Source organism: Methylocella sp. CPCC 101449 (assembly GCF_031921685.1).
Lineage (GTDB): Bacteria > Pseudomonadota > Alphaproteobacteria > Rhizobiales > Beijerinckiaceae > Terripilifer.
The window spans coordinates 2,180,394-2,206,077 of sequence record NZ_JAPDHU010000001.1 but is presented as its reverse complement, the minus strand read 5'-3'; the positions used below and the strand labels follow the sequence as shown (position 1 = coordinate 2,206,077).

Sequence of the window (25,684 nt, the reverse complement as noted above, 5' to 3'; positions counted from 1 at the left end):
CGGCATCATGCCTCTGCTTGATCCAGAACAAAGCTGGAAACAGCAAGTCGTGGCGCCAAACTAAGCTCAAAAAGTTTCAAACGTCTTAAGGAATTTTTCGTAACCCGATTTCCTCGGACGCCTCATCCATCCCGTCGCGCAGCAAGGCCGGACAGCGTCTGCGCACTGCCCGGCCTTTCGCCTCGACGTTGAAACGTATCTATCCGATCGTCTGTTTGGCGCTGAGGATCGCGTCGTAGAACATCTCGGTATTCCGCAGCGATCCGTTTTCCTGATTCTCGAAAGTGATGCTGCGGATATCCACGCTGGCGCGATCGTTCTGCAGTTCGAGGCTGAAGAGTGCGGTCACCCCGGCATTCTTGAATTCCAGATCGAAGGCCACGGCAGGCGGCGCCTTCCAGTCGACGCGCAGCGTAGCACTCCAATTGAACGTGATCGTCCCCGGCTTGAAATAAAGCTCGGCCGACGAATTGATGAGATCGCCGACATTCGCGTAATTCTCAGATTTGATATGGTATATAAAGTCGCTGATATCGACCATGCGCAGTTCGGATGCGACATCGACGATTCCATCCGCAAGAATTTTCTCATGAAAATATGAGAGTTCAGCTTTCTGGGAAGGGAGCAATGTCGTCCGCCTTTCGCCTTCTGAGACCTTCCTGGCCTTCAGTTCGTAAAATATGAATCAGTCCGGCCACGGCCCTGTAGAAGGCGGCAGGAATCAATTGATCAACCGTGACAGCGTCGAACATGGACCTTGCCAGAGCCTTGTCTTCGACGACGGGAACGCCATTCTTTTCGGCAATTTCTCTGATTTTAAGTGCAATGAGATCCTTTCCCTTGGCCAGAACGAGGGGTGCGGCACTCTCGCCGCTGACATAGCGCAGCGCGATCGCATAATGCGTCGGATTGGCGATCACGATCGTGGCGCGTGGAACCGCGGCGATCATGCGCTTGCGCGCCCGTGAAATCGCCAGCGACCGCAGGCGGGATTTGACGATCGGATCCCCCTCGGATTCCTTCATCTCATCCTTGATTTCCTGGCGGCTCATCCGCAGATCGCGATACCACTTGAACCTGACCCAAAGAAGATCCGCCGCGACGATCACGCCGACGCCGATCGTCAAAGCGGAGATCAATTTGATGGCGATGGTCAGCGTGCGCGTTGGAATGGAGCCGGGATCGACGAAAACGGAATCGATGAACATTCCCGTTTCCGACTTCAAAACGATCACCGCGACACAGCCCACCGCCAGAAGTTTGGCGATCGATTTTCCAAATTCGACCAGTCCCGAAAGCCCAAAAAGGCGTTTGAAACCGGCTTGCGGCGAAATGCGGGAGAGTTCGGGCGCGATCCGATCGAAGGATACTTTGGGCATGTTCTGTGCCACGGACGAGGCGACGCCGAACAGTAGAAAGATGCCAACCACAGGAAGAACGAAAATCGCCGATTGCAAGCCAATGGGCGCCAAAACCTGAAAGACGTCGAGACCATTGCGAATGGTCCACTCGTCCGGGCTGTCCATCATCTGAGCCAGCATTTGCGACAAGGCCCGTGCGCCAGGCACCGCCAGAAAGGCGCTGACGATCAGAAGGCCGCACAGAGAAGCGAAAACCCCGGCCTCCTTGGAGAAAGGCGTTTTGCCTTTCTCGATCGTATCCTGAATTTTCTTTTCGGTTGCGTCTTCGGTTTTTGAATCGGCATCCGGCTGTTCGGACATGACCGCCCATTCCTAAAAGTGCATGTCCGGCGGAGGGCTCCGCCTATTCGCTGTGAATTTCCAGCTCGTTGCGCTCCGCCAGAGCCAAGACTGTCTCGGCGATCTTGCGCCGCGCCTGGGCGATATCTTTTTTGGAAACGCCCTGAGCGCTTGCCAATTCCTGCTCGACCATGCGCTTGGCACGCGACGACAACGACGACAGGATCAGTTCCTTGAAGGACGCTTCTGTATCGTTCAAAGCCAGGATCACAGTCTCCACCGGAACCTTCTCGAACAGGATCAAACGCGCCTTGGTCGACAGTTTCGTCACATCTTCGAACGAGAACAATTGATTGCGAATGGCTTGCGCCTGTTCCGGCCGCGTCTCCGCGATCGTCTGCAAAATGCCTTCCATCTGGTCGCGTTCCAAACGATTCATGATGTCGGCGAATTGCGTATTGGCTTTTCCCGCGCTCTTGCCGGGCGTGCCCGACAACAGATCCTGTTGCAGCCCCAGACCGATCAACCGCAGCGCGGCATCCGAAACGGGCTGGATCTCCAGCATCCGGAACGACACGTCGTTGCGCAAGCCTTCCGGCAGTTGGCGCAACACGCCGGCGGCTGCGATCGGACTGATCTTCGAAAGCACCAAGGCCGCGGTTTGCGGATGCTCGCCCGCCAGATAGTTCGCCAGATCATCTTCCGCCACACGGGAAATCTGATCCCACAGGCTCTGATTCGAACTGCCCAAGACGTCGGACATCAGTTCGGAAACCTGTTCAGCAGGCAAAGCTTCCGCCAACAGCTTTTCGGCGTCGCCGGTCGATCCGACAAGATTGGTGCCCGACGAGAAATCGGCGGCGAATTCGTCAACCAGACGCTGCACGACGTCAGGCGAAATTTCGCGAAGATTGGAGATGGATCGCGTGATGTCCTTCAATTCCTGCGGATTGAAGTGCTTCAGCAGACGGCCGGCGTCGGACTTGTTCATCGTCAACAGCAGCGCAGCGACCTTGTCGACGCCGCGAAGCCAGGAAACGGGCGGCCCCATACTTATGCTTTCCCTGACGGCCATTCTCTCGCCCTGTAGGAATCAGATGGAAGTGGAAGAACCGACAATCTCGGTCAGGGAAATGCCGATGCGCGAGCCATTCTCCTCGGCGACGACGAGTTCGCCGCGCGCCACGATGCGGCCGTTGACGACGACATCGACAGGATCGCCGACCCGCTGATCGAGATGGACCACGGCGCCACGTCCGAGCTTCATCAAGCTCGTGACCGGCATGGTCGTCGACCCCAGGACGATGTCGACCTTGACGGGGATTTGCAGGATATGATCGATGCTGCCCTGATCAGGACCGCCAGCCGGCGGATTGATCCCGACGTCAGATGTTTCGCGCATTTCGGACCTTCTTCTCTCGCTTCAATTTGTCGGCCAGATCGCTCTTCAATCGGCGATCGGGCGCAGCATCTCGTTCGGTTTACTACCGATGAACTGATTGATACGCGCGGTATACACGCCATTCGATTGTCCAAGCTGACATTCGTAAAGCGGCTTGCCATTTGATTCGAGCACGACACCCGCGTCGATCGTCGTTTCCAGATAAAGGGTCTGATTGACCTTAAGACGGGAGATTTCGCCAAGCGTCAGACTGTTGTCGCTGATAACTGCCCGCAGCGAAACTTCTGTCTTGACCAGTTCCTCGCCGAACTGATGGCTCCAGTCTTGATCCGTCTTCGCACGTGGATCTTTCGGCGATTGTGCAAGATCGTATCGCAGTACGGACAAAGCGCCGAGTGGAACGACGATCGTCGTGAATACGGCCATCGATCCGGCCGCGATCTTGATCTTGGCGCACAGGCATGGATTGGAACGCCGGCCGATTTCGATCCGCTCAAGGCGCCGTTCGGTCCCCTCGAATTGGAAGGAAGAAGGCCGCAGGATCGAGAAGCCCGTCTGCATGACACCGGCGAGCGTCTGAAACAGGCTGTTGGCGACGCGGATTTCCAGATTGGACAAAGGCCGTTCCGGATCGGGCGCCGTTCGAGCACCGGTTCCACCGAACATGCGCTCGAGCATGGTCAGGATAAAAGGCACATCCAGCAGTACGACGATACGCTCATTCCATTCGCCGACATTGAAAACGCCGGCGAGAAATTTGGGCTCCGAACGCGCCAGAACTTTCTCCGCCGCTTCATACGAAATGTCGGCGATGCTAACGTTCACCGCCTCGTCGAGCTGGCGAAGTTCGAGAGCGAGCTGCGCCGAGACCCGATCGAAGACGACGGGAACCATCGGCAGGCGTGCCAGATTGGGCCCGCCGGACAATGGATTGTGGGCGGTTGACGGACTTTCGTTGTAATCGGTCCGGGCTACGGTCATGTCCTGTTATGCAGCCTCTTTCACGCCAGCCGAGACGGTCGCATTCTCGACCTCGTCAATGGTTGGCCGTTCATAGGAAGAGATCGTCTTGCGTCCATGCTCGACGGCGATCTGCGGCATCGCGCCGTTCATAAAAGCGAGAAGCGACTGTTTGACGACAATATAGGCCCGATGCTTCTTCTCGCGGGAAATCTTGATCTTATTCGCGATCGGCGTGACGATGCCATAGGAAATGAAAATGCCAAGGAACGTACCGACGAGCGCCGCGCCGATCAGGCCACCCAGCAATTCCGGCGATTGATCGAGAGCACCCATCGCCTTGATCACCCCCAGCACGGCAGCGACGATACCTAGCGCCGGCAGAGAATCCGCCACCGTCGTCAGCGCCGTGTAAGGCTTGAGATAGTCGTGGCGCACAGTGTGCAGTTCCTCGTCCATCAGTGCTTCGATTTCATGGGTCCGCGCATTGCCGATGATGATCAGACGCAGATAGTCGCAGATGAAAGTGAGCAATCCCGTATTGGCCAGAACCTTCGGATATTGCTTGAAGATGGCGGACTCTTCCGGATTGTCGACATGCGCTTCGACTTCGTTGCGCCCCTTGGCGCGCAGCTCGCGCATCAGCGCATGAATGAGGCCGAGCACATCGAGGTGATCTTCCGCCTTGGTGCTTTTGCCCATCAGCACGTCGACGATGGCGCGCCCGGTATCCTTGATGGTGGAGACCGGATTGGCGATGATGAAGGTGCCGAAGGCCGCCCCGCAAATAATGACGAATTCCCAGGGTTGCCACAGGACGATCAGATGTCCGCCCAACGCGGCGAAGCCACCCAGCATGCATCCCAGAGTTATCGTAAGACCGATGGCGAAACTCAAAGCGAGGCCTTTCACTGCTGTGTCAGTGCCTGTTTTGCGGATGTCAACCTTGCGCGGGGCTTTCGTCGCCAGCATCAGTCTGGCGCAAGGCTGGCAGCTTAGAAAACGCCGTGCAGTTTTAAGGTGCGGTGATGCTGTCGACGTATCAGAGCTACAAGATCATCAATTCCGACATGACCCGCTCGCTGGATCGTATCGCTTCGGAGCCGATCAACAAGCGGGCGACCGACTACTATTTGGCCAATATCGAAAAGGTCAAAAGCATCGACGACTTCCTCAAGGACGACAAGCTCTTCTCCTACGCCATGAAGGCTTTCGGCCTCTCGGACATGACCTACGCCAAAGGCATGATGAAAAAAGTGCTGCAGGAAGGCGTGGAGAGCACATCGAGCCTGGCCAACAGGCTGGCGGACCCCAGATACAAGGCCTTCGCCACGGCCTTCAATTTCGCCCGCTATGGCTATTTGACCACCACCTTCGCCGCGACGCAGAGCGAAACGGTCGCCAAATACAACCAGCAGACGCTCGAGGAATCGGCTGGCCAGGACAATGCCGGCGTCCGGCTCGCCCTCTACTTCAAGCGCAGCGCCGGCAATATCACCAGTTCCTACAGCATCCTCGCGGACGCGGCCCTTCTGAAAGTGGTGCAAACGGCGCTCAATCTGCCCTCGGCCATGTCGGCGGCGGATATCGACGCCCAGGCCAAGGAGATCGACAAGCGGCTGAAGGTCGCCGACCTGCAGGATCCCAAGAAACTCGACAAGTTCCTGCAGCGCTTCACCAGCATGTACGACCTGCAGAACACGGACCCCACCACCACCTCTCCCATACTGGCCGCCTTCACCGGTCAGTCGTCGCAAATCGGCATCGGCACCGACCTGATGATGAAACTGCAAACCCTCAAGCTGGGACGATAGGGATGCAATCAAGCCTGTATGTCGGACTTTCCGCACAGATCGCTGCACGCCGGCAACTTGATTCGATCGCCAACAATGTCGCCAACGCCAATACGACCGGCTTTCGCGCCGATGAAATCCGCTTCGAACAACTGATCTCCTCCGCCGGCGACAGGAATGTCTCTTTTGCCTCGGCCGGCGACACCTATGTCCAGCAGCGCTCCGGCTCGATGGTCAAATCGGACAATCCGCTCGATGTCGCCATCTCCGGCGACGGCTGGCTGGCCCTGCAAACGCCGAATGGCACCATCTATACGCGCGACGGCCGCATGACGATGGCGGAGAACGGACTGCTGCAATCGGTCAATGGCTATTCCATTCTCGATGCCGGCAATGCCCCGATCCGCCTCAATCCCGCCGATGGCCCGGTCTCCATTTCGCGCGACGGCATGATCACGCAGAACGGTATTCAGGTCGGCGCACTCGGTCTGTTTTCCATCGACCAGGGCGCCAAGCTGACCCGGACGGACAATTCCGGTGTGATCCCCGATCGCCCGGCGGTGCCGATCATCGATTTTCGATTCCACAGCTTCATGCAGGGATTCACCGAAAACTCCAACGTGAACCCGGTCATGGAAATGAGCCGCCTCGTGATGGTCCAGCGCTCGTTTGAGGAAATGACGAACACAATGGAATCCTCCGAGTCCTCGTTCACCGACGCAATCAAGACGCTCGGCTCAGGCGTATGACGACGGCGTTTTCCGAAGCGCGCATGGATTTCAGCCCGTCGGCCCTTGATCGCTTGGCGGCCACGGTTGCCGCTACGGCGGCCGAACATTCGGCGCTCCGTATCGGCGGACTCGTCCAATCCGTCGCCGCCGGCACCTACTCCGTCTCCGGCCTTTCGAAATTCGCCCGTCTTGGCGATCAGGTTCTGTTCGATACGACGGGGCAAGCCGCCTTTGGCGAAGTCATTCGCATCGACGAACAGGTTCTCGTCAAATCCTTTCAGGCGCGGATGGACGTGGGCCTTGGCACGCGCGCCTGGCTCGCCGGCCCCCTGCGCATCGCGCCCGACAAAGCCTGGCAGGGCCGCGTCATCAATTCGCTCGCCCAGCCTGTCGACGGGAAGGGACGACTGCCAGTCGGCACCCTGCCCTTCGCCACGGACACGGATCCGCCGCCCGCCATGAGCCGGGACCGCGTCAGCGAAGCCGTCAAAACCGGCGTTCTCGCCATCGATGTCTTCACGCCCCTGTGCGCGGGCCAACGCATCGGCATTTTCGCCGGTTCTGGCGTCGGCAAATCGACCTTGCTTGGCATGCTGGCGCAGGCAAAGGGCTTCGACATCGTCGTCATCGCGTTGGTCGGCGAACGCGGACGAGAGGTCCGGGAGTTCCTGGAAGATTCTTTGGCCGAGGGCGCCGAGCGCGCCATCATCGTCGTCGCCACCGGCGACGAAAGCCCGATGATGCGCAAGCAGGCGCCGCTGACGGCGATGACCATAGCCGAGTATTTCCGCAATGACGGCGCCTCCGTGCTTCTGATCGTCGATTCCGTCACGCGCTTCGCCCATGCCTCCCGCGACATCGCTTTGGCGGCGGGCGAGCCGCCGGTGGCGCGCGGCTATGCGCCCAGCGTCTTCAGCGATCTGCCGAAACTGCTTGAGCGCGCCGGACCAGGAGCCTCGGGCAAAGGATCGATCACCGGCATCTTCTCGGTTCTGGTCGATGGCGACGATCACAACGATCCGGTTGCCGACAGCATTCGCGGCACGCTCGACGGGCATATCGTTCTGGATCGGTCCATCGCCGATGAAGGCCGCTATCCGGCCATCAACGTCCTCTCATCCATCTCGCGCCTGTCGTCGCAAGTCTGGTCGCCCGAGCAGATGGAGCTGGTGCGCAAGCTGCGCGCGATCGTGGCGCGCTATGAAGACACGCGCGACCTCAGATCCATGGGCGGTTATGCACCCGGCAGCGATGCGGAACTCGATCAGGCCGTCCGCATGGTGCCGAGGCTTTATGACGCCTTGCGGCAATCGCCGGGACAACCGCTCAGCAACGAGGCCTTCCGCGATCTCGCCGAAAAACTTCGCGAGCCCGGTTGAGGATGACAGAGGTGGAAAACCACGTCATGCGCAAACGCAAAACAGCCTGGAAGACCGACGCGGCGCTCTGTGTGATGGGCGTGTTATGCGCTGTCCTCTCCGTCAACTTCGCCGTCAGCAAGATCACCGCATCGACGGCACCGCCGATCCCCGGCGCGGAACATCTGCGCATCTTTGCCATGCCGTCGGGCGGCCGGCTTCCTACCAAGGCCAGCGAACCGACGCCCGCGCGCAAGGAGATGGAGTTCGACCCCGTCGTCACCGGCACGGTGCGCCCCTCCACCGCCGAAGCGACGGCGAGCGCACCTGCCCGCACGGCCGCACGGTCGGCAGAGGTCGCGCCACCCCAACCCGCGACCCTGAGTTCCTATAGTTTGCAAGGCGTGTTCAACGGCAAGGCGCTTTTGCAGGGACCGTCTGGCTACCTGCTCGTCTCGGCGGGAGAGGCCATTCCCGGCGTCGGCCGGATCCAGTCGATTCAAAACCGCGGCGGAAGCTGGATCATACAGACGCCACTCGGCACGCTTGAAAGCGGCAAATAGCCGAAGGCTTGTCTGCCTATGTCGGACGGCCGGAAACGTCCGGCCCGATCACGCCGATGTCCAACCCGTCATTTCATGAAATGGATGTGCTGGAGCCAGGCGGCCCGGGAGGCATCGGTGCCTCCCCTGTCTTCATATCGCCTGGAAAAGGCACGTTCGCGGGCAATCAGCCCTGCGAAATCTGCTCGTTGAGCTCGAAGGAATATCCCAGATAGCGCTTTGAATCGATCGGATCATAGCCCAGGCGCTGACGCAGCTTCTTGCGCAGCTTGCTGACATGGCTTTCCACCACGCATTCGTCGACGCATTCGTCAAACAGCCCATAGACCGCGTTGAAAATCTGCGTTTTGGTGACGCGTTTGCCAGCCTTCGAGACGAAAAACTCGAGGATACGCCGTTCGCGGCGCGGCAGAATGAACGGCGTGTCGTCGATCAACGGATCGCGCCCGTCGAAGAACACCCGCAGATTGCCCCTGGCCGTATTGACGCGCCGCTCGCCGGCGGCCCGCCGCCGGATCGCTTCGATACGGGCGAGGATTTCGCGGACATGCACGGGCTTGCGGACGACATCGTCCATGCCCGCATCGAACAGCGCCAGCGTATGCTCCAGCGATTGATACTCGCTCAGCGCGATGACCGGCGCCCGCGAACGCCGGCGGATCATCGTCGGAAAGCTGTTCTGCTCGCTGCAGTTGCCGATGACGAAACCTTCAACGGCTTCGAAATCGGCGCCCGTGGCCGCATCAACCCATTCACCAAAATCGGACGGCGAGAATTTTGTCGTGCTGACCCCAGCTTCGCCGAAGCCGGAGGCATAAGCGCTGAGGACAACTTGTCGCTCGTCGATGATCACCAGCATTGGTCACCCGAAGTCGAATCACATTGTGGCGATTCTCGGTCAAACTCGTGATCCCGCCAACTGAAATCTTTACCATAAAGTAAGCAAATTGAATGTTTTGAACGATTAGCCATTGAAGTGACTCAGTTGCCACATTTTTCGATTCAATCGTCCCAAATTGAATCAACTTGCATCGCCAATTCATGCGGAGCGACCGCTTGATGAGTCAGAAAACAACCGACACGCGACATCCCAACGCGTCAGACTCTTCAGCTTAGCCGACGCGTTGCCATCGTCGGACAGCACGAGCACACCTTTGCGTGTTGTGGAGTCCATGCTTGTTCATCATGTTTCGAACTCATCGTAGTGACCGGCCGGCGCTCGGGTTAGAAATGGGCTCGCAAGACACTGGCGCCGGAACGACGAGCATGGCGGACCGCTCTTCTCAATCTCCCTTCTCGGGCAAGGCCGCCCCTCTCCTGGAAGCCGGCAAGATCGCCGCGCCCAAACCCCAGGGCACCAACACCCCCAAAGCCCGGTCGCATTGGCTGTCCCGTCTCTGGTCTTTGCAAGACAGCCGAAGCGCCGAACCGCAAACGACCGACCTGCTCGATGTGACCTATTGGGTCGACGCCAACGCCGAGAAGCGCGGCACACCCCGTCGCCGCACCCGGCTGCGGGCCGGCAAGATCGTCGATGCCGACAATCAATTCCTGTCCGAATGCGTCATCATCGACCGTTCGTCCCAGGGTATCCGCCTGCGCCCGGTACGCCCCATCGCCTTGCCGCCGTCGTTTCGCCTCTACGACGACCTCGACAAGCAGGTCGTCGATGTCTGCCAGGTCTGGTCCGGCAATGGCGAGGTCGGCGTGGTCCTGCGCGATACATGGGAAAGCGCTCGGGCGACCAGGCATCCCTGCGCTTCGCTCGGCGCCAAATACTACGCCGTCAACGACTGACCGCTTAGGTTCTTATTTTGACGCGTCTTCATGGCGTTCGGCTAAGCCGAACTGTGAAACGCTCTACCCGCCCACAAAAGCCCGCGCATCTTGATGCGATTTGAAGCGGCGCATGCCGATGCGGGTCTCGATCTCCGTGCTGCCATCGGCATAGACGACATAGGGCCGATCCTTGATCCAGCCCCGGTCGACAATCACGTCGTGCTTGTCTTCTTCATCGACGGGCGGTTCGGGTGCGGGCGGCGGCGCCACCGATGGCCTGGCGGTCCGCGTCAGAATGGCATCAAAAAAGCGTTGCAGCGCGCCAAAGCCTTCCCGGAGCGTCTGGACGATGACGCAGCCAAATCCGGTCAGGATCAGGCTCTGGCCGAGTGTGCCGAGATTATAGCCGTTCACCCACGCGAGGCTGCGCTGAACCAGCCCGGCCGCCGGCCCAGGGTCCATCATCGCCAAGAACAGGATGGCCCACCCCAAGAAGATGAGAACGACGCCCGTGGCACCCAGCCAGACTCTCATGGACAGGAATCCCCGATGCTCCAGATCATTTCCGTACGTCCGTCTTCGCCACGTAGTTGAACTGATCCACCAGAACCTCTTTCACCAGATCCCCGTTCAGTCTCACCTTCAGCTTTTCCGTCAGCGTCTTGGTGAGGCGGGCGAGATCATACCGCTCGGTGTGTCTGAACTTGAGCGCCTCATCCGAATAGATCAGACGAAACGCCTCATCGAGCAGATAGATTTCGAGGGGAACAGACGCGTCATTCGCGGTTTTCGCATCCGCCTTATAGACGAACTGCACGACGATATAGCCCTGAATGACGCCGTCACTCAGGACCGGAACGCTCAGCGGACGCACCTTCTTATATTCGGTGCCGCCAGGCGCCTCCTCGCTCGCGGACACTTTGCCATGCTGCGTTTGCCAATAGGTGAAGCCGTAGCTCGACGCCATCACCACCGCGCATCCCCAAATGCCCGCGAGAACGATCTTGATCATCCTTTCCGCTCGCGGCCTATCCGTTCCGAATAGGTCCCGTCGGATTCCACGGATTCCATCGCCTGAGCGAGAACATCGGAAATCTCCCGCGCCGCGACCAGATGGTTCGTGATGACCCGCTGGTTCTCATCCAGAATGGCCCGCAGGCTCTTCAGGCGGTCGATGCTCTCGCCGTCCAGGTCCTCGATCCCGACCGAGCGGGTGACCCGCATCAGATCGAGCAGGCCACGGCTTTTACGGTCGTTGAACTCCCGCAATTGCGAAAGATCGTTCCCCGAAAGGCTCTCGATCTCCTGGACGAGCGTTTGTTCCAAGCGCGTCACCGCATTGCGAAAGGCCGCCTGCGACGACGGATCGAGCGCAAGACGAGAGCCTTGCATGTGGGGGGCTTGCAGATCGGAGCCCTGTAAATCCATGTGATGCCTCGCGTTGTCTGGGATCAACTTTTCCCGGTTTTCTGATTGGTGTCGGCGGCGGCGGTGGCGGCGACCGCCGCCGCCTTCTGATCAATGTAGGTCGCGACATAGGACGCCAGCCCAATGCCGCCGCGATTGACGAGCTGATTGGCCAGTTCCTGCGCCAGCATCGACTTCCAGATGCTGCCGGCATTGCCCTTGCCGTAGATTTTGCTGCTGTTGGGCAACATCACTTCGATGCTCTTTTGCAGCAGAACGGCCTCGAACTCTTTCGCCGTCTTTTGTGCGCCGGGACTCGCCGTGCCGGTCGTCGGCGTGGCGACGGGCAGATGCGCCCGGATATTGGCAAACCCGGCAACAGCGTTCTTGTCACCGGCCAGGGCAGCAAGATCCGCGGCGAAATCGGTCGCACCCGTCCGTGACCCGGCTTCGGCTAGTTTTCGGACCGCGACATTCAGCCTTGCGGGATCGGCCGAACGGGCGACGTCCAGGACGATGTCGGAAGGCGGCTTGATCGCCATGAGATAAACCTTGGAAATAAACCCTGATGACTGCTCGTCCGGACTTTCCTCGCTGAAGCTTATGGGAGCCTTGCGGCCTGTTTGCCGCCAATAAGATCGATCAGCCGATCGAGATCCTTGGCCTCCTCCTCCCGCCGGACGACGGTCGCGACCCGCGTACGCAGCCGACCAAACAGCTTCAGACGACGGGCTTCCTCCTGCAGGCGTGCGGCAAACCGCAGCTTGTTTTGCCGGACATGCGCCAGCTCTTCTTCCAAGCGACGGCTTTTCGCCGCCAGAAGCTCGACGAACTGTCCATAACCACCGATATATTCATTGACGCTCGCCATCAGCTCGAGCTGCTGCCGTTCGAGGTCCGCCTCGCGGCGCTGAAGCTGGAACAGTCGCGCCTCCAGCATGCGATGGCGCCAGGATTGCGCCTGTTCGATCCGTTCGAGGCTTTTCAAACGATCAGACACGTCACGCTACCCCGTGGTGAGCCAGGCGCCGAAGGACTGGATGAAGCCGGTCAGAATGAACTTGACCGTAAACAGGAACAAAATGAGTCCGCCTGCCAGAGTGAACGGCAGGGCCAGGAAATAGACCGGCACCTGCGGCGTCAGCTTGTTCAACAGGCCGAAGGCGAGATTGACGATAATGCCGAAGATGATGAACGGGCTGCACAATTGCAAAGCAATAAGGAAAGCGCGCGCCAGGACACTCGTCACCTGCAAGAGACCAAAGCGCGGCCGAAACCCGTCGGCGACCGGCATGGTTGTATAGGACGAAACCAGCGCACGGATCAGCTCCAGATGCAGATCGGCAGCGAACATCATCATGGTCGCCGCCAGCATCAAAAGCGTGGCGAGCGGCGACAGCGGTTCGTCCTCGTTGACGGGTGCGCCGACATTAAGAGTAATGCCGATCGTCATGCCGGCCGCCGTCCCCATGGTCTCCAGCGCACCAAAGAAACACCGGCCCATGACGCCGATCATGCCACCAATCAAGGTTTCGGTGACGAGAAGAGCGATAAAACGCAAATCCTGCTCCGGTGGAACAGTCGGGCGAACCGTATCCATCAGGATGGGCGTGAGCACTAAGGTCATGCCGAATGCGATGAATAGGCGCACGCGCACCGGCACGCGCGGGCTCGAAAACCCGGGCATGATCATGAGGCAGGCGCCGATGCGGCAGAAGACGACCAAGGCGACCAGGACAATATCTGCCCCGAGAGCCATCATGAAATCGTACCGAGACTTTTAATCTCGATGCCACGGGCGATCTCAAGATGCGACAGCACCGGCAAGGCCGCGAATAGCCGCTCGGTAATCATGCGCACATAGGGCCGCGATTCCGCCGGCGAGACGAGAACGAAGTGATGGCCCTCGTCCATGCGCGCCTGGATGGCCGAGGTGGCGGCGGCACCGAATTCTTCGAGCATGCGGGGATCGAGGTCGAAGTCCTGAATATCGCCCTTGCCGTCGCGCTTGAGGCTTTGATGGAAGGCCAGATCCCAGCGATTGCCCAGCCGCAGAACTTTCAGAACGCCGTCTTCGCTCACGTCGCCGCAGATCTGCTGCGCCATGCGCATGCGCACATGTTCGACGATCTGCTCGGCGCGGCGCGCATGCGGCGCGATCTCGGCGATCGCCTCAAGAATGAGATGGAGATTGCGGATGGAGACACGCTCCGCCAGCAAGAGCTTCAACACCGCCTGCAAACCGGAATGGGAAATATGGGCCGGGCAGACATCGTCGATCAGCCGCTTATATTCGGGCTCCAGACGATCGAGAAGCTTCCGCATGTCCTTATAAGAGAGCAATTGCGCGAAATTGTTCCTTACCACCTCGCTGACATGGGTCAGCATGGTCGAAATATTGTCGACAGGCGTGAAGCCGTCGTGCCGCAAATCGTTGGCGAAGGTTTCGGGAATCCAGATCGCTTTCATGCCGAACGACGGTTCGCGCACTTCATCGCCAGGATAATCCGGCCGGCGGCCGTCCCCCAGCACCACGAGCACCTCGTTGAGCCGCAATTCATGGGCGGCAACCACCGTACCATGAATCTTGATCTGATAGCTCTTCGGCCCGGTGTTCATATTGCTCGACAATTTGATTTCCGGCACGACGAAACCATATTGCTGGGCAAAGCGGCGGCGCATTTTCGCCACTCGGTGTCCGATATCGTCGTGCGACGTCGCGAGCTTCGCCGCCAGCTGCTTGCCGAGGCACAGTTCGATTTCAGCGGTCTTCAGATATTCCTTCACCGATTGCTTGGACTCGACTTCCGCCTGCAGATCGGCTTCCGCCTTCTCTTTATCGGCCGCGACCTTCGCCGCGTTCAGGCGACGCGGGATCGAATAGCTGATGAAGGCGAGGAGCACGGCAAGAAAAGCGAACGGCAGAAACGGCAGGCCAGGCACCAAAGCCAGGAGCATCATGAGACTCGCCGCCACGAACAAAGCGCGCGGATATTTTCCGAGCTGTCCCATGATGGCCTGTTCGGCCGAACCGCGCGTGCCACCCTTGGAAACCAGCAGGCCGGCGGCGAGCGACACGATCAGCGCCGGGATCTGCGACACCAGACCATCGCCGACGGAGAGCTTGACGAAAATGTCCGCCGCGTCGCCAATCGGCATGTTGTGTCGCGTCACGCCCAGAATGATGCCGCCGAAAATATTGACGATCAGGATGATGATGCCGGCGATCGCATCGCCGCGCACGAATTTCGAGGCACCGTCCATCGAACCGAAGAACGAGCTTTCTTCTTCCAGCTCGCGCCGCCGCAATTGCGCATCTTTCTCGTCGATCAGACCGGCGGACAGATCGGCATCAATGGCCATCTGCTTGCCCGGGATCGAATCGAGAGCGAAACGGGCGCCCACTTCGGCGATACGCGTGGCACCTTTGGTGATGACCAGGAAGTTGACGGTGATGATGATGATAAAGACGATGATGCCGATGACGAAATCGCCGCTCATCACCAGTTTCGAAAATCCGCCGATGATATAGCCGGCAGCCGTAACGCCTTCCGACCCATGCGAGAGGATGAGACGCGTGGTCGCGATGTTCAGCGCCAGGCGCAGCAATGTCGCGACCAGCAGAATGGTCGGAAAGGCGGAAAATTCCAGCGGTTTCTGAATCCAGAGCGCCACCATCAGGATCAGAACGGAGAAAGCGATCGAAAACGCCAGTCCGATGTCGATCAGAAGCGGCGGAATCGGCAGGAAGAAGATGCAGAGAATGAAGACGATAGACGCCGCGAACGCCATATCCCGCATGCTGGTCGGGCCGGCCTTAATCCGGCTTGCGGCAATGGTCCCGGCCATTTTTACGTCTACTCCTGCGTCTTATGAACGGGGCGGCGCTAGGCGCCTGATTTGCCTGATCCGCTGGCCGGCGTCTTAGTGAACGAAGCCGGATTCGATGCGAGAAAAAACAAACTCGCTGAACACATACATTTTGGCGCCCACGAAGGGCGCCGAGAACGCGATGACGACTGCCATGACGACGATCTTCGGAACGAAAGTGAGCGTCGCTTCCTGTACTTGCGTCAAGGCTTGGAAAAGCGCGATGGCGATGCCGATGAGCATCGCGGCCGCCACCGCGGGACCGGCTCCGAACAGAACGGCCCACATCGCGGCATCGACGATATCGAGCGCGTCGGCTTCGTTCATCTCAGCTGACCATCACACCATCGGTGACCGCGAGCTTGGTCCCGTTGTCGAGAAGCGCGACGAGACCACCGGACTGCAAGGTGACCGAATTGACCTTGCCGGTGATCGTGCCATCCGCCGAGGTCAATGTCCGGCCGATGATGCCATCCGCCTGAGAGAGCGCCGAATTGGTCAGCAAGGCGTTCAGCTTATTGTTCATCTGCACGGCCTGCTCCACATTGGAGAAGGACGCGAGCTGCGAAAGAAACTCGGTCGAATCCGTCGGCTTCGTCGGATCCTGGTTTTTCATCTGCGCGACGAGAAGCCTAAGGAAGGCGTTATAATCCACGGTCGGCGCCGAAGCCGTTGTCGTGGACGTCGTCGTCGAAGATGTCTGGGTAGTGGAATTGACTTGCATGCGATTCTCTCCGGCTAACGACGCTCTACGACGAAGGTTACGCGGCGCTGACCGTTGCGATGGTTTCGACAGATTCCGTGGATTTAGGACGCAGAATGTTGTCCTCGATCGGAAACAGCCCGCGTATCGTCTTCATCGCGTCGAAATAACGTTCCGATCCGATCTGCTTGGCGACGACCTGGAGACCGGCCAGCACCTCGGAATTCTCAAACGAGCTGTTGAGGGCCGGCAGCATCGAGGCCAGCAGGCCATGCACCGCCGGCGCGCTCTTGGGATCCATGAGGGCGGCCTGCAGCACGAAATAGAGCTGGCGCAGCGGCGTGCGGGCGTCGGCCTCTTGCATGACATGAATGTCGAGCAGAAAAACCGCGTCGTTCAGAAGTTGAACATTGACCTTACGATCGACCTGAACAACCGCGCCGTTGAGGTAGAATTTCGATTTCGGCTTCAGGGAGATGATCATTTCGACCTCATTTCAATCCGTCGCGGACGATCTGATTGATCTCGATCAGATCGGCGAGGGATGTCGCGGTTCCACTGCGAACGGCGTCTACTTCCTTCGCGACCCACAGACCAATCGACACGATACCCGCCCGCAGATCCTTGGGTAAATCGTTCTCCGGCGCACACAGATCCTTGATCAGGATGGACCAGAGCATTTGCAGAAAATGCAGCGCCCGCACCGTTTCAATGGAGCCGACGCCTTTTTCCTCCGCCGTACGCAGCAGGCTCAACGCTTGGTCGAAAGCTTCGCGCTCGCGGCGCCGCGCCTCGTCCGGATCATCGTCAAGCACTTCGGAATAGAGAAACTGATACATGCCCGCTCCCAAACCCTACAGACAGTCCGTTACAAAAAGTTCAGCAGCGACAGTTGTTGAATGCGCCCGGTGACCGTATAGGCCATCTCCATCTGCGTGGTGAGGCTTTGAATTCTCATCGTGACTTCGTTGTAGTCGACGCCGACGAGATCACCCAAAGAACTCTCAAGCATATTGCTCTGAAGCGTCATTCGATCGTTCGCCGCGCTCACCCTCTGCTGCGCATATCCAACTTTTGCCTGTGCCGATGTCAGATCAGACACGGCCTCGCCAATCATGCTGATCGCCTTTTCCATGGTCGCCTGATAGGCGCCACTGTTCATCTGATCGACACCGAGGCCAGCAACCATGGTGTATGCCATCGCAAGCTTGCGCATGGCTGGCTCGTTCGCCGTCACGGACGTATCGACGCTTTCGTTCGGTGATATCCGGCTCTTGATCGGCGTGTCGGAAGCCGAACTCGTCGTCGCCGACCAATTCGCGGCATCGAAAGCCGACTGGAACTCGTTGTCCAAAAAGCTCTGCATATCGGCTTGCGAAATATTCTTCGCCTGCGGATCGCCAGGCGGAAAGCCGAACTTCGCCTGGAAACTGGCATCGATCGCCTGTTGCGCCGCCGAGGCAGGCGTCGAGAAATAGCTCGCGACCGGTTTCTCGCTCGAATTCTCTCCCGCGAAAATATATTCGCCGCTGACGCTCGTGTTGAGAATCCCCTCGAAACTCGTGAGAAGAGTCTTGGCGTCCGTCGCGATGTTCGAAGCATTGTCAGTGCTGCTGCGCGAAGCCATGAGCTGAGTGCTGAAATCCTTCGCGCTCGACATAATGGACGTCATCGACGTCTGCAGGGCCTGCATCCGCGTCGACGCCAGCTTGTTCGTCTCCAGGATCGCGGTGAGCTGGCTCTGCTGGTTGCTCAGCGAAAATGCTTGGCCCACTTTCGAGCCGAGCGCCAGGCCTTCATCCGCGACGGTTCCGGACGCCAGCTCCTTCTGTCCCTTGGCCAATTGCAGCTGAATCTTCTGGATCGCGGTCCGCATCGCCTCGGAGCCGGCCAGACCTGAAATCATGTTCGCCATGGGTTTAGCCTATCGCCTGAAACAGGACGGTGAACATTTGATCGATCGCGGAGATCAGTTTCGCCGAAGCCTGATAGGAATGTTCGATATCCAGCATGCGCGACAGTTCGTCATCCATGTTGACGCCTGTGGCGCTCGTCAGCGCTTGCGTGGCGCTATCGCGAATGGTGCCTTGTTGATCGGCCTTGTCGGAGGCATTTTTCCGCAAACTCTCAAGCCATGCCGCGGACGATGTCGCGAAGGTCGATACGCTGCTGGAAGTGTTGATCCCCGCGGCGGGATCGAACGTCTGATTGCCAGACAGATTGTCGACAAGCCCTTGCAGGCGGCCGGAATAGCCAGCCGCGCCCGTTCTGTTATAAACATAGTCGGGGTTGCCGGGATCCGAAATGCCGCCGTCGCGCAGCAGGTTCAAATTCCCGCCCCGCGCCGGATCGACGCTGGCCGCAATACTGATACTGCCTGCCAGACCGTCGGTGAGCGATGCCGGCGGCATGCCGGGCGCACCGGACCATGTGAACAGACCCGCCTGCGTCGGGCCGCCGGACGATGACTGATCGCTTTCGGCGAAAGCATTGATCAATCCGCGCGCCGTCTCGTCCAGTTGCTTCTGGTACTGCACGGTGACGTCGTCGCGCAACTGCGCCAACCCGAACAGATTGCCGGACTTGATGCCCATGTTTGAGGATTGCGACGTGACGTCGACGCCATCGATGAATACGGCGCCGCCCGTCGTGCCCGCCGAGAAGGCGGAGGTCGGCTGGAACGTAACCTGCCGTGGATCCTTGTCGAAGAGGGCAACGCCGCTATCCGTATAGATCGACATGCCATTGTCTGGGCCGGTCACGACGGAGATGCCAACTTCCTGCGAAAGCGACGTCAGAATGCGATCGCGCGCATCGAGTTGGTCGGTGATATCCGTATTGGAGGTACTGCCCCTGACGATCGCATCGTTGACGCTCTTGAACTGCGCCAGCAGGTCGTTGATCTTCGCCACCGATGCGGCCATGTCGGAATCCGCCTGTTTGCGAATCCCCTGAACCGAGGTGGTGGCGTCATTCAGCGCCGAGGCCAGATCCTGTGCCGCCCGCAGCACGTCCTGCAACGTGCTTTGCGAATTCGGACTGGCGGCGGCGGTCAGGAGCGCCGTATTCAAACTGGCGATCTGCGACGACACCGACCGGCCGTCCGTGGACGTACCGATCGTTTGCGAGATCTGATTGAGCCCGGACGACAACGCTGAACTGGCAGCGGCACTGGACGTCGCGCCCCACACCTTACTCTGCAAGGCCGCGCTGGTCGCGCGGGTGACGGAGGCGACATAGCCCGTACCGTCCAGGCTTGTGACGACATTGACGATCTTACGCGAATAGGAAGAATCGTAAGCCCCCGCGATATTTCGCGAGGTCACATTGGTTTGGAGAGCAGCGGTAGCAAGCGACGTTTTCGCACTGTTGAGAGCGCTTGTGAGCGTCATCCCATATCCTCAACTATAGCGGTTTGCGGTTTGACCTGGCCAAACCTCACAAAGACGCATCAAAAATGGGAACTCAGGGCAATCGCGTTTCGACCGAAGCGTAATTGCCCCTGGATTGGACGAGAACTTTAGGTTTTCAGATTCATGAGCACGTCCATCATCTCGGACGCACCCTGGAAGACTTTCGAATTCGCCGCATAAGAGCGCTGCGCCTCGATCATCGTCGTCAGCTCGGAACCGAGATCGACGGTGGAATTTTCGAGTGACGAGGAGGCGATGGACCCGAATGTTCCCTGCCGCGCGTTGCCGACCAGGATCGAGCCGGATGCCGCCGTATCGGCAAAAGCATTGCCGTCAATCGGCCGCAGATTGTCAGGGCTCGCCACCGTCGCCAGCGGGATCAGGAATTTCGCGATCCGGGTACCGTCCTGATAGACAGCCGACAGAATGCCATCGTTGCTGATCTCGATATGATCCAGCGCGCTCGGGGCATTGCCGTTTTCCGTCGCATTGCTGATGAGGAACGGCGAGGAGAGCTGCGTCGAACTGCTGAGATCGTAGGTCATCGTCTGGCCGCCCGGAATGGGGATCGACAAAGGCGAACCGCTCGTCAACGCACCATTGGTCGGGCTGAAGTCCAGGGTTTCCGACGCAAGAGGGCCTGACGCATAGGGAAAGCCGCCGCCCGCTGCCGCATCGGCCTTGTTATAGACCGCCACTTCCCAGGTATTATCGGCCGTCTTCGTGAAATAGATATCGAGTTCGACCTTGCCGCCCAGATTGTCGTAGGTCACCCGCGACGTCTTGCTGGTAAAGGTCGCATCCGCCTGGTTTGCCGAGGGCAGCTTGTCGGGGTCGGTGACCGCTGTGGCGGTAGAAGACAGATTGGCCGAGATGGAGCCGGCCGTCGTCGGGCTGGCGACGAGCGCGGTCTGGTTGATGTTGATTCTGGTCAGCCCCGACAGCCCATTCGCCGAAGAGGCGCTGGCATTGGACAGGTCATAACCCATCAGGGAATAGCCGGCCGTATTGACCAGATAGCCCGAGGCATCGGGCACGAACGAGCCGGCGCGGGTGAGATAGGCCGGACCGTTGTCCCGGGAGACCAGGAAATATCCCTCGCCACGAATAGCGAGATCGGTCGTGCTCGTCGTGCCCGTCAATCCCCCCTGTTCGCTGATGTTGTAGCGAACCAGGCTCGAAATGCCGCCGGACGTATAGCTTCTGACGTTGTTGCTGCCGATGATCGTTTCGAACTCGGTCGACGCCCGCTTGTAGCCCGTGGTGCTGACGTTGGCGATGTTGTCGGCGACCGTGCTCATCCGGGTCGATTGCCCGTCCATGCCGGAGATACTGGTTCGCATTGTTCCGAATAGACTCATGTCGCAGGCTCCTGATCAACCTTCTCTATTGGACTGGCTACGGCTTGTGCGAGGCTTACCCGGCCCCGCTCGAGCAGAAGCTTTTGGCCGCCGGAGTCCAGGTTCCGAACCCGCTGGCGACCATGTTGGTGATGACGGCGCAGACATATCGCTTCTGCGCCGGATTGTTGTTGGGACCGGCGTTGTAACGCGCCACGGCCATCGTCCAGGTTTGCTCGCGCGCCTTCAACTCGACGAGGAAACGCGCCGCATAGTCGACATTGTCGGGCGGGTTGAACATATGCGCCAGGGAGCGGAACTGCTTGCCGTGAAAGCGGTGGTTGATCTGCATGCAGCCGACGTCGATGAATTTCGCACCGCTGCTCAGGAAGCCCTGGAATTTGCTTTGTGCTTCCACCAAGGACCGGGAGAACACCGCCTTGCCATCGACATTCATCGCATAGGGCTGCATGGAGCCCTTCTTGCCGGTTTCCGTGAGCCCCACCGCATAGAGAACGGCCAGCGGCACTTTATACTTTTGCGACGCGCGCAGCATTTCCCGTTCGCAGGTCGCCGCCGTCGCGGGTGCGTTGATCTGCGCCTGCAGAACCGCGCTTGAGCTACAGATAAACGCCAGCGCGAGTGGTGCGAGGAGCCGAAGCTTCATGCGATTGACCACCATTTCCCTTAAACCCGCCTTGCCTTTCCGCACCCCTTTGCCCGTCCTGTGCTTGTCCGCTGCGTTCCTGCGACTGTTCCCCTGACGGCGTCATCGTCGAAGCGTTGCCATCGCGCCGCGCTCCGGCATCGCCTGACGGCGCCTGATCCGTGGCGGGGGTTGGCGCCGCCGCCACGATCGTCAGTTTGTCGACCTGATATCCGGAGGCTTTCAGAAGGTCCTCGAGCTTGTTCGATCCCGACTGGAAGGAGGCTAGGGTCGCGGCGTCGGAAACCTTGATGTGCATGGACAGGATATCGCCCGACAGGCGCATATGAACGGCAACATTGCCGAGAGCTTCCGGCTGCAGCTTCAGATTCAAAACCTGCAAAGGCGCAGTCGTCTCCTGTGCGACGGTAGCCTCCGGCCCAGGCTTCACGGGCGTGCTTGGCGCCGGACCAAGACTTTCGCGCACCGCCGTGGCCACCTGCTGAAGCGCGGAACCGGCCGGCGCGAAATGCGACGCACTGTCCACGTCGACGATCTCGCTCACCTTCAAACCAATGCCAGAACCCTCGGTGTTGACGGATATCGACGCGTCCCGTCCCTGCGGGCGACCTTCGCGCGGACCCTGATCCACCGGTTTCGTCGTTGCCGGATGAACATCCGGCAACACCCGCGCCTCGGATGACAAAGCATCCGACAGCGAAGCCGGGCGCGACGACGGGGGGGAAGGCGCAGCGCGCTGTGGTTCGACCGGCGACACCGGCGCGGCCACGACACCGATGAGCTGAGCAATCGGGTCGCTCTTCGCGGGGATCGCCGGTGCGGCCTCCTGGCCCGTCGTTGAGCACGTGTCATCCGGCTCCGTGGTGCCGGCGTCGCGTATGTCCCGCCGCCCACCCGCCACGGCGATCATCAGCTCGCGGGCCGAAAGAACCAATCGCTCGGCTGTCTGCTCCGGCTTGAGACTTGTCTTTTCGGGCCGCTCCGCCATCTCAGCATAAGCGCCGATCTCGACGCCCTTGCCATCGACATCGGCCGTACGATCGCGCGGTGCGGCTGGCACCTGCGGAACCCGAGCGGCTAGAGGCAGATCCGTCATATCTGTGTTTTCCTGTTCGGACGCTTGCCCGCCGCGCCGATCTCCGGCCTGCGATGGAACAGGCGCCGCAAGACCGATGAGCAAAGCCAGCGGATTGCTCCTTGCATCGGTGGCCGGCGTCGTCCCCTGAGCAACCGTCTGCTGTGGTCCCCTGGGCTCCGCCGAAGCAACATCATGCGGCTCCCCTCGCCCGCCAGCCCCGGGGCTTGTTGTGTCGCGCGCTGAAGACGTCGGCCGATCCGTCTTTTGATCCGGCTTCGCACCTCGTCCTTTTTCGAACCGTTCCTGCATCTCGGCGAAAGAGCCGGTCTTGACGCCTTCTCGACCTGTCGTCGCCGCGTCAGCCGTCCGCTCACGCGGTGCATAAGGCGCCTGTGCAGCAGAGGAAGCGATGGACAGATCGGTCATTTCTGCGCGTCCTTGTTGAGAAGCTTGTCGGCTTCGCTGATCGCCTGTTGGGCAGCGAGAAAGACCGGGCGTGGCTCGACCGGCGTCCGCGCCAAACGGTCGATCGAGGCTTGGTTCAGCGGCGCAATCGGCGCGCGCAATTTCGCCGCCAAGGCTTTCGCCGCAACGCCCAGCTCTCGGTCTTCGCCGGAGAGCTCCCTCTCGGGCAATGTCTGCAACTTCCGTAGCCCCTCGGTCAGCCGATTGTCCGCGATCATCGCCGCGCCATCATAAAGCTCGGCCCTGACCGCCTCCGGGCTACCGGTCGCCGACAGGTTCCGCGCATTGCGCGCCCATCGTTGCGCGTTTTTGGCATGCCCCTGCCGGATCGCCGACTGAGCCATGTTCAGATAGAGGTCGCGCTGTTCGAGCGGTTTGAAATCGGCGAGGAACGTCTCGATCTTTTCGAAATCCCCTTCCTGTGCCGACAGCGTCGAATGCGAAAGAAGATGAGTGAACTGCGGCCAATAATTGGAGGCGTAGACGGAATTGCGGTAGCGCTGAAAATATTGCCGCGCCATGAGGAAGAATTTATCGAGGCTCGTATTGGCATCCGTCATGAAGATCTGCCGGCGCAGAGCCGCTTCCTCGACGAGAGATCCCGGCATCAACAGACGAGCCGTATCCAGAAAGCCGCTTGCCGCAACCGGATCTTTCGCACCGACCAAGGCAGCCTGCACCAGAGCAAGATGTCCGCCGAGATTGGGATTGACGGACCGCGCATCGATGCTCATCAGCAGCGTCATCGCTTCCTGCGCACGTCCCTCGACATAGGCGAGCGCACCGCGCACCAGTGCCCGGCTCGGCTCTTGAATCGCATTCGCCTGCACCAGGGGCCGGATGACGCTGGCCGAACCGCCGCTGAAGAGATAGGTCGCGGCTGCCTGTGCGTTACGCTCTTCCTGCCACACACTCATCGGCGTTCGCAGGAAATCGTCGGCGATCTGGCTCATCAGCTTTGGCTGCGCCATGTAAGCAGCCTGACTGCCCGTGGCGATCTGCGACTGAATGATCTGCAGCGACCGGATCAATTGGAACGGCTCCGGGCTGTCCGGCGCTTGCGCAAAGGCGCTCGTTAAAGCCGACATCGATAGGGCGAAACCGATCGCGGCCGCTCTCACGATTTGTCCTTCTTGATCAGAATTTCAATTCTGCGGTTCTCCGCCGCGAAGGGAGCAGCGGCGTTCTTCAAATGCCGGTCCGCATGCCCTTCGACACGATCGAAACGCTTCTCGTCAAATCCGCCCCGCACCAGCATATAGAAAGCCATCTGCGCGCGAGACGACGATAGACGCCAATTGTCGCCCGATCCACCGCTGCGATAGGAGCGCGAATCCGTGTGACCGCGCACCACCACGGAACCCGGCACGGACTTCAGGATCGTGCCGATTTTCGCCATCACGCGGACTGTCTTTGGATCCGGTTCCGCCGATCCGATTTTGAACATGCCGAATTCGAGATCGTCGGTCAGGCTGATCAACGTGCCTTCCGGCGTCGTCTTGAGTTCGATCCGCGGCGCCTTCTTGACATCCACTTCGTCGCGCAGCGCCTGATCGAGCAACGTCTTCAATTTCGCCGTCGGATCCGCATTCTCTCCTGCCGTCTCCGGGGCCGCCGCCGATTTGGCGGGAGCAGGACCGGCTTGTGGCGGATTGGCGGCATTGACCGGAACGCTTCCCTCTCCGGCAATCGATTGCGGCGGCTGGGCCAACACGTCGGGCGTATTGGCGATCCGGTTGGCGGTGGACGTGTCCAACGGCTGCGGCCGCAGAACGGGAAGCACCGGCTCGAACGGATCGCGGAAAATTTCGGTGGCATTGAGACCCGGCCGGCCGCTGGTCGCTTCCGGAGGCCGCTCCCGCGTTTCCTTTTTCAACCCGCCCTCGTCCCGCGACGCCGCGATCTCGGAGAGAACGGCGTAAGGATCACGGAACAAAGCCGTGTCGTTGAGAGCGCCTTGTCGGGGTGCGACTTGCGCGGCGCCGCTGGCCTCGACGCCAGCGCGGGCCGGCATTTTCTCTTTCACGTCCGAAGCATTTTTCGGCTTTTTCGCATCACTAGGCGACGGCTCCGGCTCGGCCTCAAGCCGCTGCGTCTGATGCGGACCACCGCCCGCCGGCGGCACGCCGACGTTCTTGTCGTCGCCCTTCACATCCCCCGGCGCATTGTTCTCCGTCGTATGGTCTGCGTCGGAATCCAGCCGCTTGGCATCCTGAAGGCCCTTGCGCGCCGGCGTGCTGTTGGAAAGCTGCACCGGATTGAAATAGAGCGCGATGGAGGAACGCGTTTCCTTGCTGGAGGAATTGACGATCCAGAGAACGAGAAAAAACGCCATCATGGCGGTCATGAAATCGGCGAAGGCGATCTTCCAGACGCCACCATGATGATGATCGTCATCGTCGTGGCGACCGCGCCGGATAATGACGATTTCGTGAGGTCTTTCCTGTTCCGCCAT

At 59.8% G+C, this 25,684-nt stretch carries 29 protein-coding genes and 1 pseudogene; 5 read left to right on the top strand and 25 right to left on the bottom strand.

From position 1 onward, the window contains the following. Positions 1–199 precede the first annotated feature (199 nt). The 6 genes from OIM99_RS10275 to motA all read right to left on the bottom strand — a co-directional run bounded on the left by OIM99_RS10275 (position 200) and on the right by motA (position 4,959). Complete coding sequence (locus tag OIM99_RS10275; RefSeq protein ID WP_311850245.1) at positions 200–541, bottom strand: hypothetical protein; 342 nt, start codon at positions 539–541, stop codon at positions 200–202. Positions 542–605: 64 nt separating this feature from the next. Continuing rightward, positions 606–1,721, bottom strand: coding sequence for a flagellar biosynthesis protein FlhB (gene flhB / locus OIM99_RS10270; protein ID WP_311850244.1), 1,116 nt, complete (start codon positions 1,719–1,721; stop codon positions 606–608). A 43-nt stretch (positions 1,722–1,764) separates the two neighbouring features. Continuing rightward, positions 1,765–2,751, bottom strand: coding sequence for a flagellar motor switch protein FliG (locus tag OIM99_RS10265; RefSeq protein ID WP_311850243.1), 987 nt, complete (start codon positions 2,749–2,751; stop codon positions 1,765–1,767). A 42-nt stretch (positions 2,752–2,793) separates the two neighbouring features. Beyond that, positions 2,794–3,102: a flagellar motor switch protein FliN gene (fliN, locus tag OIM99_RS10260; protein ID WP_311850242.1), complete on the bottom strand. Its 309-nt coding sequence runs from the start codon at positions 3,100–3,102 to the stop codon at positions 2,794–2,796. Positions 3,103–3,147: 45 nt separating this feature from the next. Further along, entirely contained in the window at positions 3,148–4,083 is a 936-nt protein-coding gene (locus OIM99_RS10255; protein ID WP_311850241.1) for a FliM/FliN family flagellar motor switch protein, read from the bottom strand. Positions 4,084–4,089: 6 nt separating this feature from the next. Beyond that, positions 4,090–4,959, bottom strand: a complete 870-nt coding sequence (gene motA / locus OIM99_RS10250) for a flagellar motor stator protein MotA (RefSeq protein ID WP_311850386.1) — start codon at positions 4,957–4,959, stop codon at positions 4,090–4,092. Between the two features lie 131 nt (positions 4,960–5,090). Here motA and OIM99_RS10245 point away from each other — a divergent pair, with 131 nt between their 5' ends. From OIM99_RS10245 to OIM99_RS10230, 4 genes are read left to right on the top strand one after another with little or no spacing between them, the layout of a single operon-like run. Beyond that, positions 5,091–5,876 (top strand): DUF1217 domain-containing protein, encoded by a 786-nt coding sequence (locus OIM99_RS10245; protein ID WP_311850240.1) that lies wholly within the window; start codon positions 5,091–5,093, stop codon positions 5,874–5,876. Positions 5,877–5,878: 2 nt separating this feature from the next. After that, positions 5,879–6,604: a flagellar basal-body rod protein FlgF gene (gene flgF / locus OIM99_RS10240; RefSeq protein ID WP_311850239.1), complete on the top strand. Its 726-nt coding sequence runs from the start codon at positions 5,879–5,881 to the stop codon at positions 6,602–6,604. Continuing rightward, the gene (fliI, locus tag OIM99_RS10235) at positions 6,601–7,965 is read left to right on the top strand and encodes a flagellar protein export ATPase FliI (RefSeq protein ID WP_311850238.1); all 1,365 of its coding nucleotides are present in this window, start codon (positions 6,601–6,603) and stop codon (positions 7,963–7,965) included. The genes flgF and fliI overlap by 4 nt, the downstream gene beginning before the upstream one ends. 26 nt (positions 7,966–7,991) lie before the next feature. Next, positions 7,992–8,507, top strand: a complete 516-nt coding sequence (locus OIM99_RS10230) for a hypothetical protein (protein ID WP_311850237.1) — start codon at positions 7,992–7,994, stop codon at positions 8,505–8,507. Positions 8,508–8,673: 166 nt separating this feature from the next. Here the strand turns inward: OIM99_RS10230 and OIM99_RS10225 are convergent, their stop codons facing one another. After that, a complete protein-coding gene (locus OIM99_RS10225) occupies positions 8,674–9,366 on the bottom strand; it encodes a response regulator transcription factor (protein WP_311850236.1) in 693 nt (230 codons plus the stop codon). A gap of 407 nt (positions 9,367–9,773) precedes the next feature. Here OIM99_RS10225 and OIM99_RS10220 point away from each other — a divergent pair, with 407 nt between their 5' ends. Then, positions 9,774–10,304, top strand: coding sequence for a hypothetical protein (locus OIM99_RS10220; RefSeq protein ID WP_311850235.1), 531 nt, complete (start codon positions 9,774–9,776; stop codon positions 10,302–10,304). A 63-nt stretch (positions 10,305–10,367) separates the two neighbouring features. On the opposite strand, the gene OIM99_RS10215 is transcribed toward OIM99_RS10220, so the two are convergent. The 18 genes and pseudogenes from OIM99_RS10215 to OIM99_RS10130 form a co-directional block, all read right to left on the bottom strand. Then, a complete protein-coding gene (locus tag OIM99_RS10215; RefSeq protein ID WP_311850234.1) occupies positions 10,368–10,820 on the bottom strand; it encodes a hypothetical protein in 453 nt (150 codons plus the stop codon). A gap of 25 nt (positions 10,821–10,845) precedes the next feature. After that, on the bottom strand, positions 10,846–11,298 hold the full coding sequence (locus OIM99_RS10210; protein WP_311850233.1) for a hypothetical protein: 453 nt from the start codon (positions 11,296–11,298) through the stop codon (positions 10,846–10,848). Then, positions 11,295–11,714 (bottom strand): flagellar protein FlgN, encoded by a 420-nt coding sequence (locus tag OIM99_RS10205; RefSeq protein WP_311850232.1) that lies wholly within the window; start codon positions 11,712–11,714, stop codon positions 11,295–11,297. The genes OIM99_RS10210 and OIM99_RS10205 overlap by 4 nt, the downstream gene beginning before the upstream one ends. 23 nt (positions 11,715–11,737) lie before the next feature. Then, entirely contained in the window at positions 11,738–12,235 is a 498-nt protein-coding gene (locus tag OIM99_RS10200) for a rod-binding protein (protein ID WP_311850231.1), read from the bottom strand. A gap of 59 nt (positions 12,236–12,294) precedes the next feature. Next, the gene (locus tag OIM99_RS10195; RefSeq protein ID WP_311850230.1) at positions 12,295–12,633 is read right to left on the bottom strand and encodes a hypothetical protein; all 339 of its coding nucleotides are present in this window, start codon (positions 12,631–12,633) and stop codon (positions 12,295–12,297) included. A 66-nt stretch (positions 12,634–12,699) separates the two neighbouring features. After that, positions 12,700–13,452: a flagellar biosynthetic protein FliR gene (fliR, locus tag OIM99_RS10190; RefSeq protein ID WP_311850229.1), complete on the bottom strand. Its 753-nt coding sequence runs from the start codon at positions 13,450–13,452 to the stop codon at positions 12,700–12,702. Beyond that, positions 13,452–15,542, bottom strand: a complete 2,091-nt coding sequence (gene flhA / locus OIM99_RS10185) for a flagellar biosynthesis protein FlhA (RefSeq protein ID WP_311850228.1) — start codon at positions 15,540–15,542, stop codon at positions 13,452–13,454. The genes fliR and flhA overlap by 1 nt, the downstream gene beginning before the upstream one ends. A gap of 75 nt (positions 15,543–15,617) precedes the next feature. Further along, entirely contained in the window at positions 15,618–15,890 is a 273-nt protein-coding gene (locus OIM99_RS10180) for a flagellar biosynthetic protein FliQ (RefSeq protein WP_311850227.1), read from the bottom strand. Between the two features lies 1 nt (position 15,891). Next, positions 15,892–16,287 carry a flagellar hook assembly protein FlgD gene (flgD, locus tag OIM99_RS10175; RefSeq protein ID WP_311850226.1) on the bottom strand — a complete coding sequence of 132 codons (396 nt, stop codon included), beginning with the start codon at positions 16,285–16,287 and terminating at the stop codon, positions 15,892–15,894. A 37-nt stretch (positions 16,288–16,324) separates the two neighbouring features. Continuing rightward, positions 16,325–16,750: a flagellar biosynthesis repressor FlbT gene (flbT, locus tag OIM99_RS10170; protein WP_311850225.1), complete on the bottom strand. Its 426-nt coding sequence runs from the start codon at positions 16,748–16,750 to the stop codon at positions 16,325–16,327. 7 nt (positions 16,751–16,757) lie between these two features. Further along, a complete protein-coding gene (gene flaF / locus OIM99_RS10165) occupies positions 16,758–17,105 on the bottom strand; it encodes a flagellar biosynthesis regulator FlaF (protein WP_311850224.1) in 348 nt (115 codons plus the stop codon). Between the two features lie 29 nt (positions 17,106–17,134). Then, a complete protein-coding gene (locus OIM99_RS10160; protein ID WP_311850223.1) occupies positions 17,135–18,181 on the bottom strand; it encodes a flagellar hook-associated family protein in 1,047 nt (348 codons plus the stop codon). Between the two features lie 4 nt (positions 18,182–18,185). Then, positions 18,186–19,658: a flagellar hook-associated protein FlgK gene (gene flgK / locus OIM99_RS10155; RefSeq protein WP_311850222.1), complete on the bottom strand. Its 1,473-nt coding sequence runs from the start codon at positions 19,656–19,658 to the stop codon at positions 18,186–18,188. Between the two features lie 128 nt (positions 19,659–19,786). After that, on the bottom strand, positions 19,787–21,040 hold the full coding sequence (locus tag OIM99_RS10150; RefSeq protein WP_311850221.1) for a flagellar hook protein FlgE: 1,254 nt from the start codon (positions 21,038–21,040) through the stop codon (positions 19,787–19,789). 55 nt (positions 21,041–21,095) lie between these two features. Next, a pseudogene (locus OIM99_RS10145) lies at positions 21,096–21,557 on the bottom strand (transglycosylase SLT domain-containing protein); the annotation flags it as partial. Between the two features lie 82 nt (positions 21,558–21,639). Then, entirely contained in the window at positions 21,640–23,190 is a 1,551-nt protein-coding gene (locus OIM99_RS10140) for a flagellar hook-length control protein FliK (protein WP_311850219.1), read from the bottom strand. Then, positions 23,187–24,350 carry a hypothetical protein gene (locus OIM99_RS10135; RefSeq protein ID WP_311850218.1) on the bottom strand — a complete coding sequence of 388 codons (1,164 nt, stop codon included), beginning with the start codon at positions 24,348–24,350 and terminating at the stop codon, positions 23,187–23,189. The genes OIM99_RS10140 and OIM99_RS10135 overlap by 4 nt, the downstream gene beginning before the upstream one ends. Then, a complete protein-coding gene (locus tag OIM99_RS10130) occupies positions 24,347–25,684 on the bottom strand; it encodes a flagellar motor protein MotB (protein ID WP_311850217.1) in 1,338 nt (445 codons plus the stop codon). Before OIM99_RS10130 ends, OIM99_RS10135 begins: the two co-directional genes overlap by 4 nt.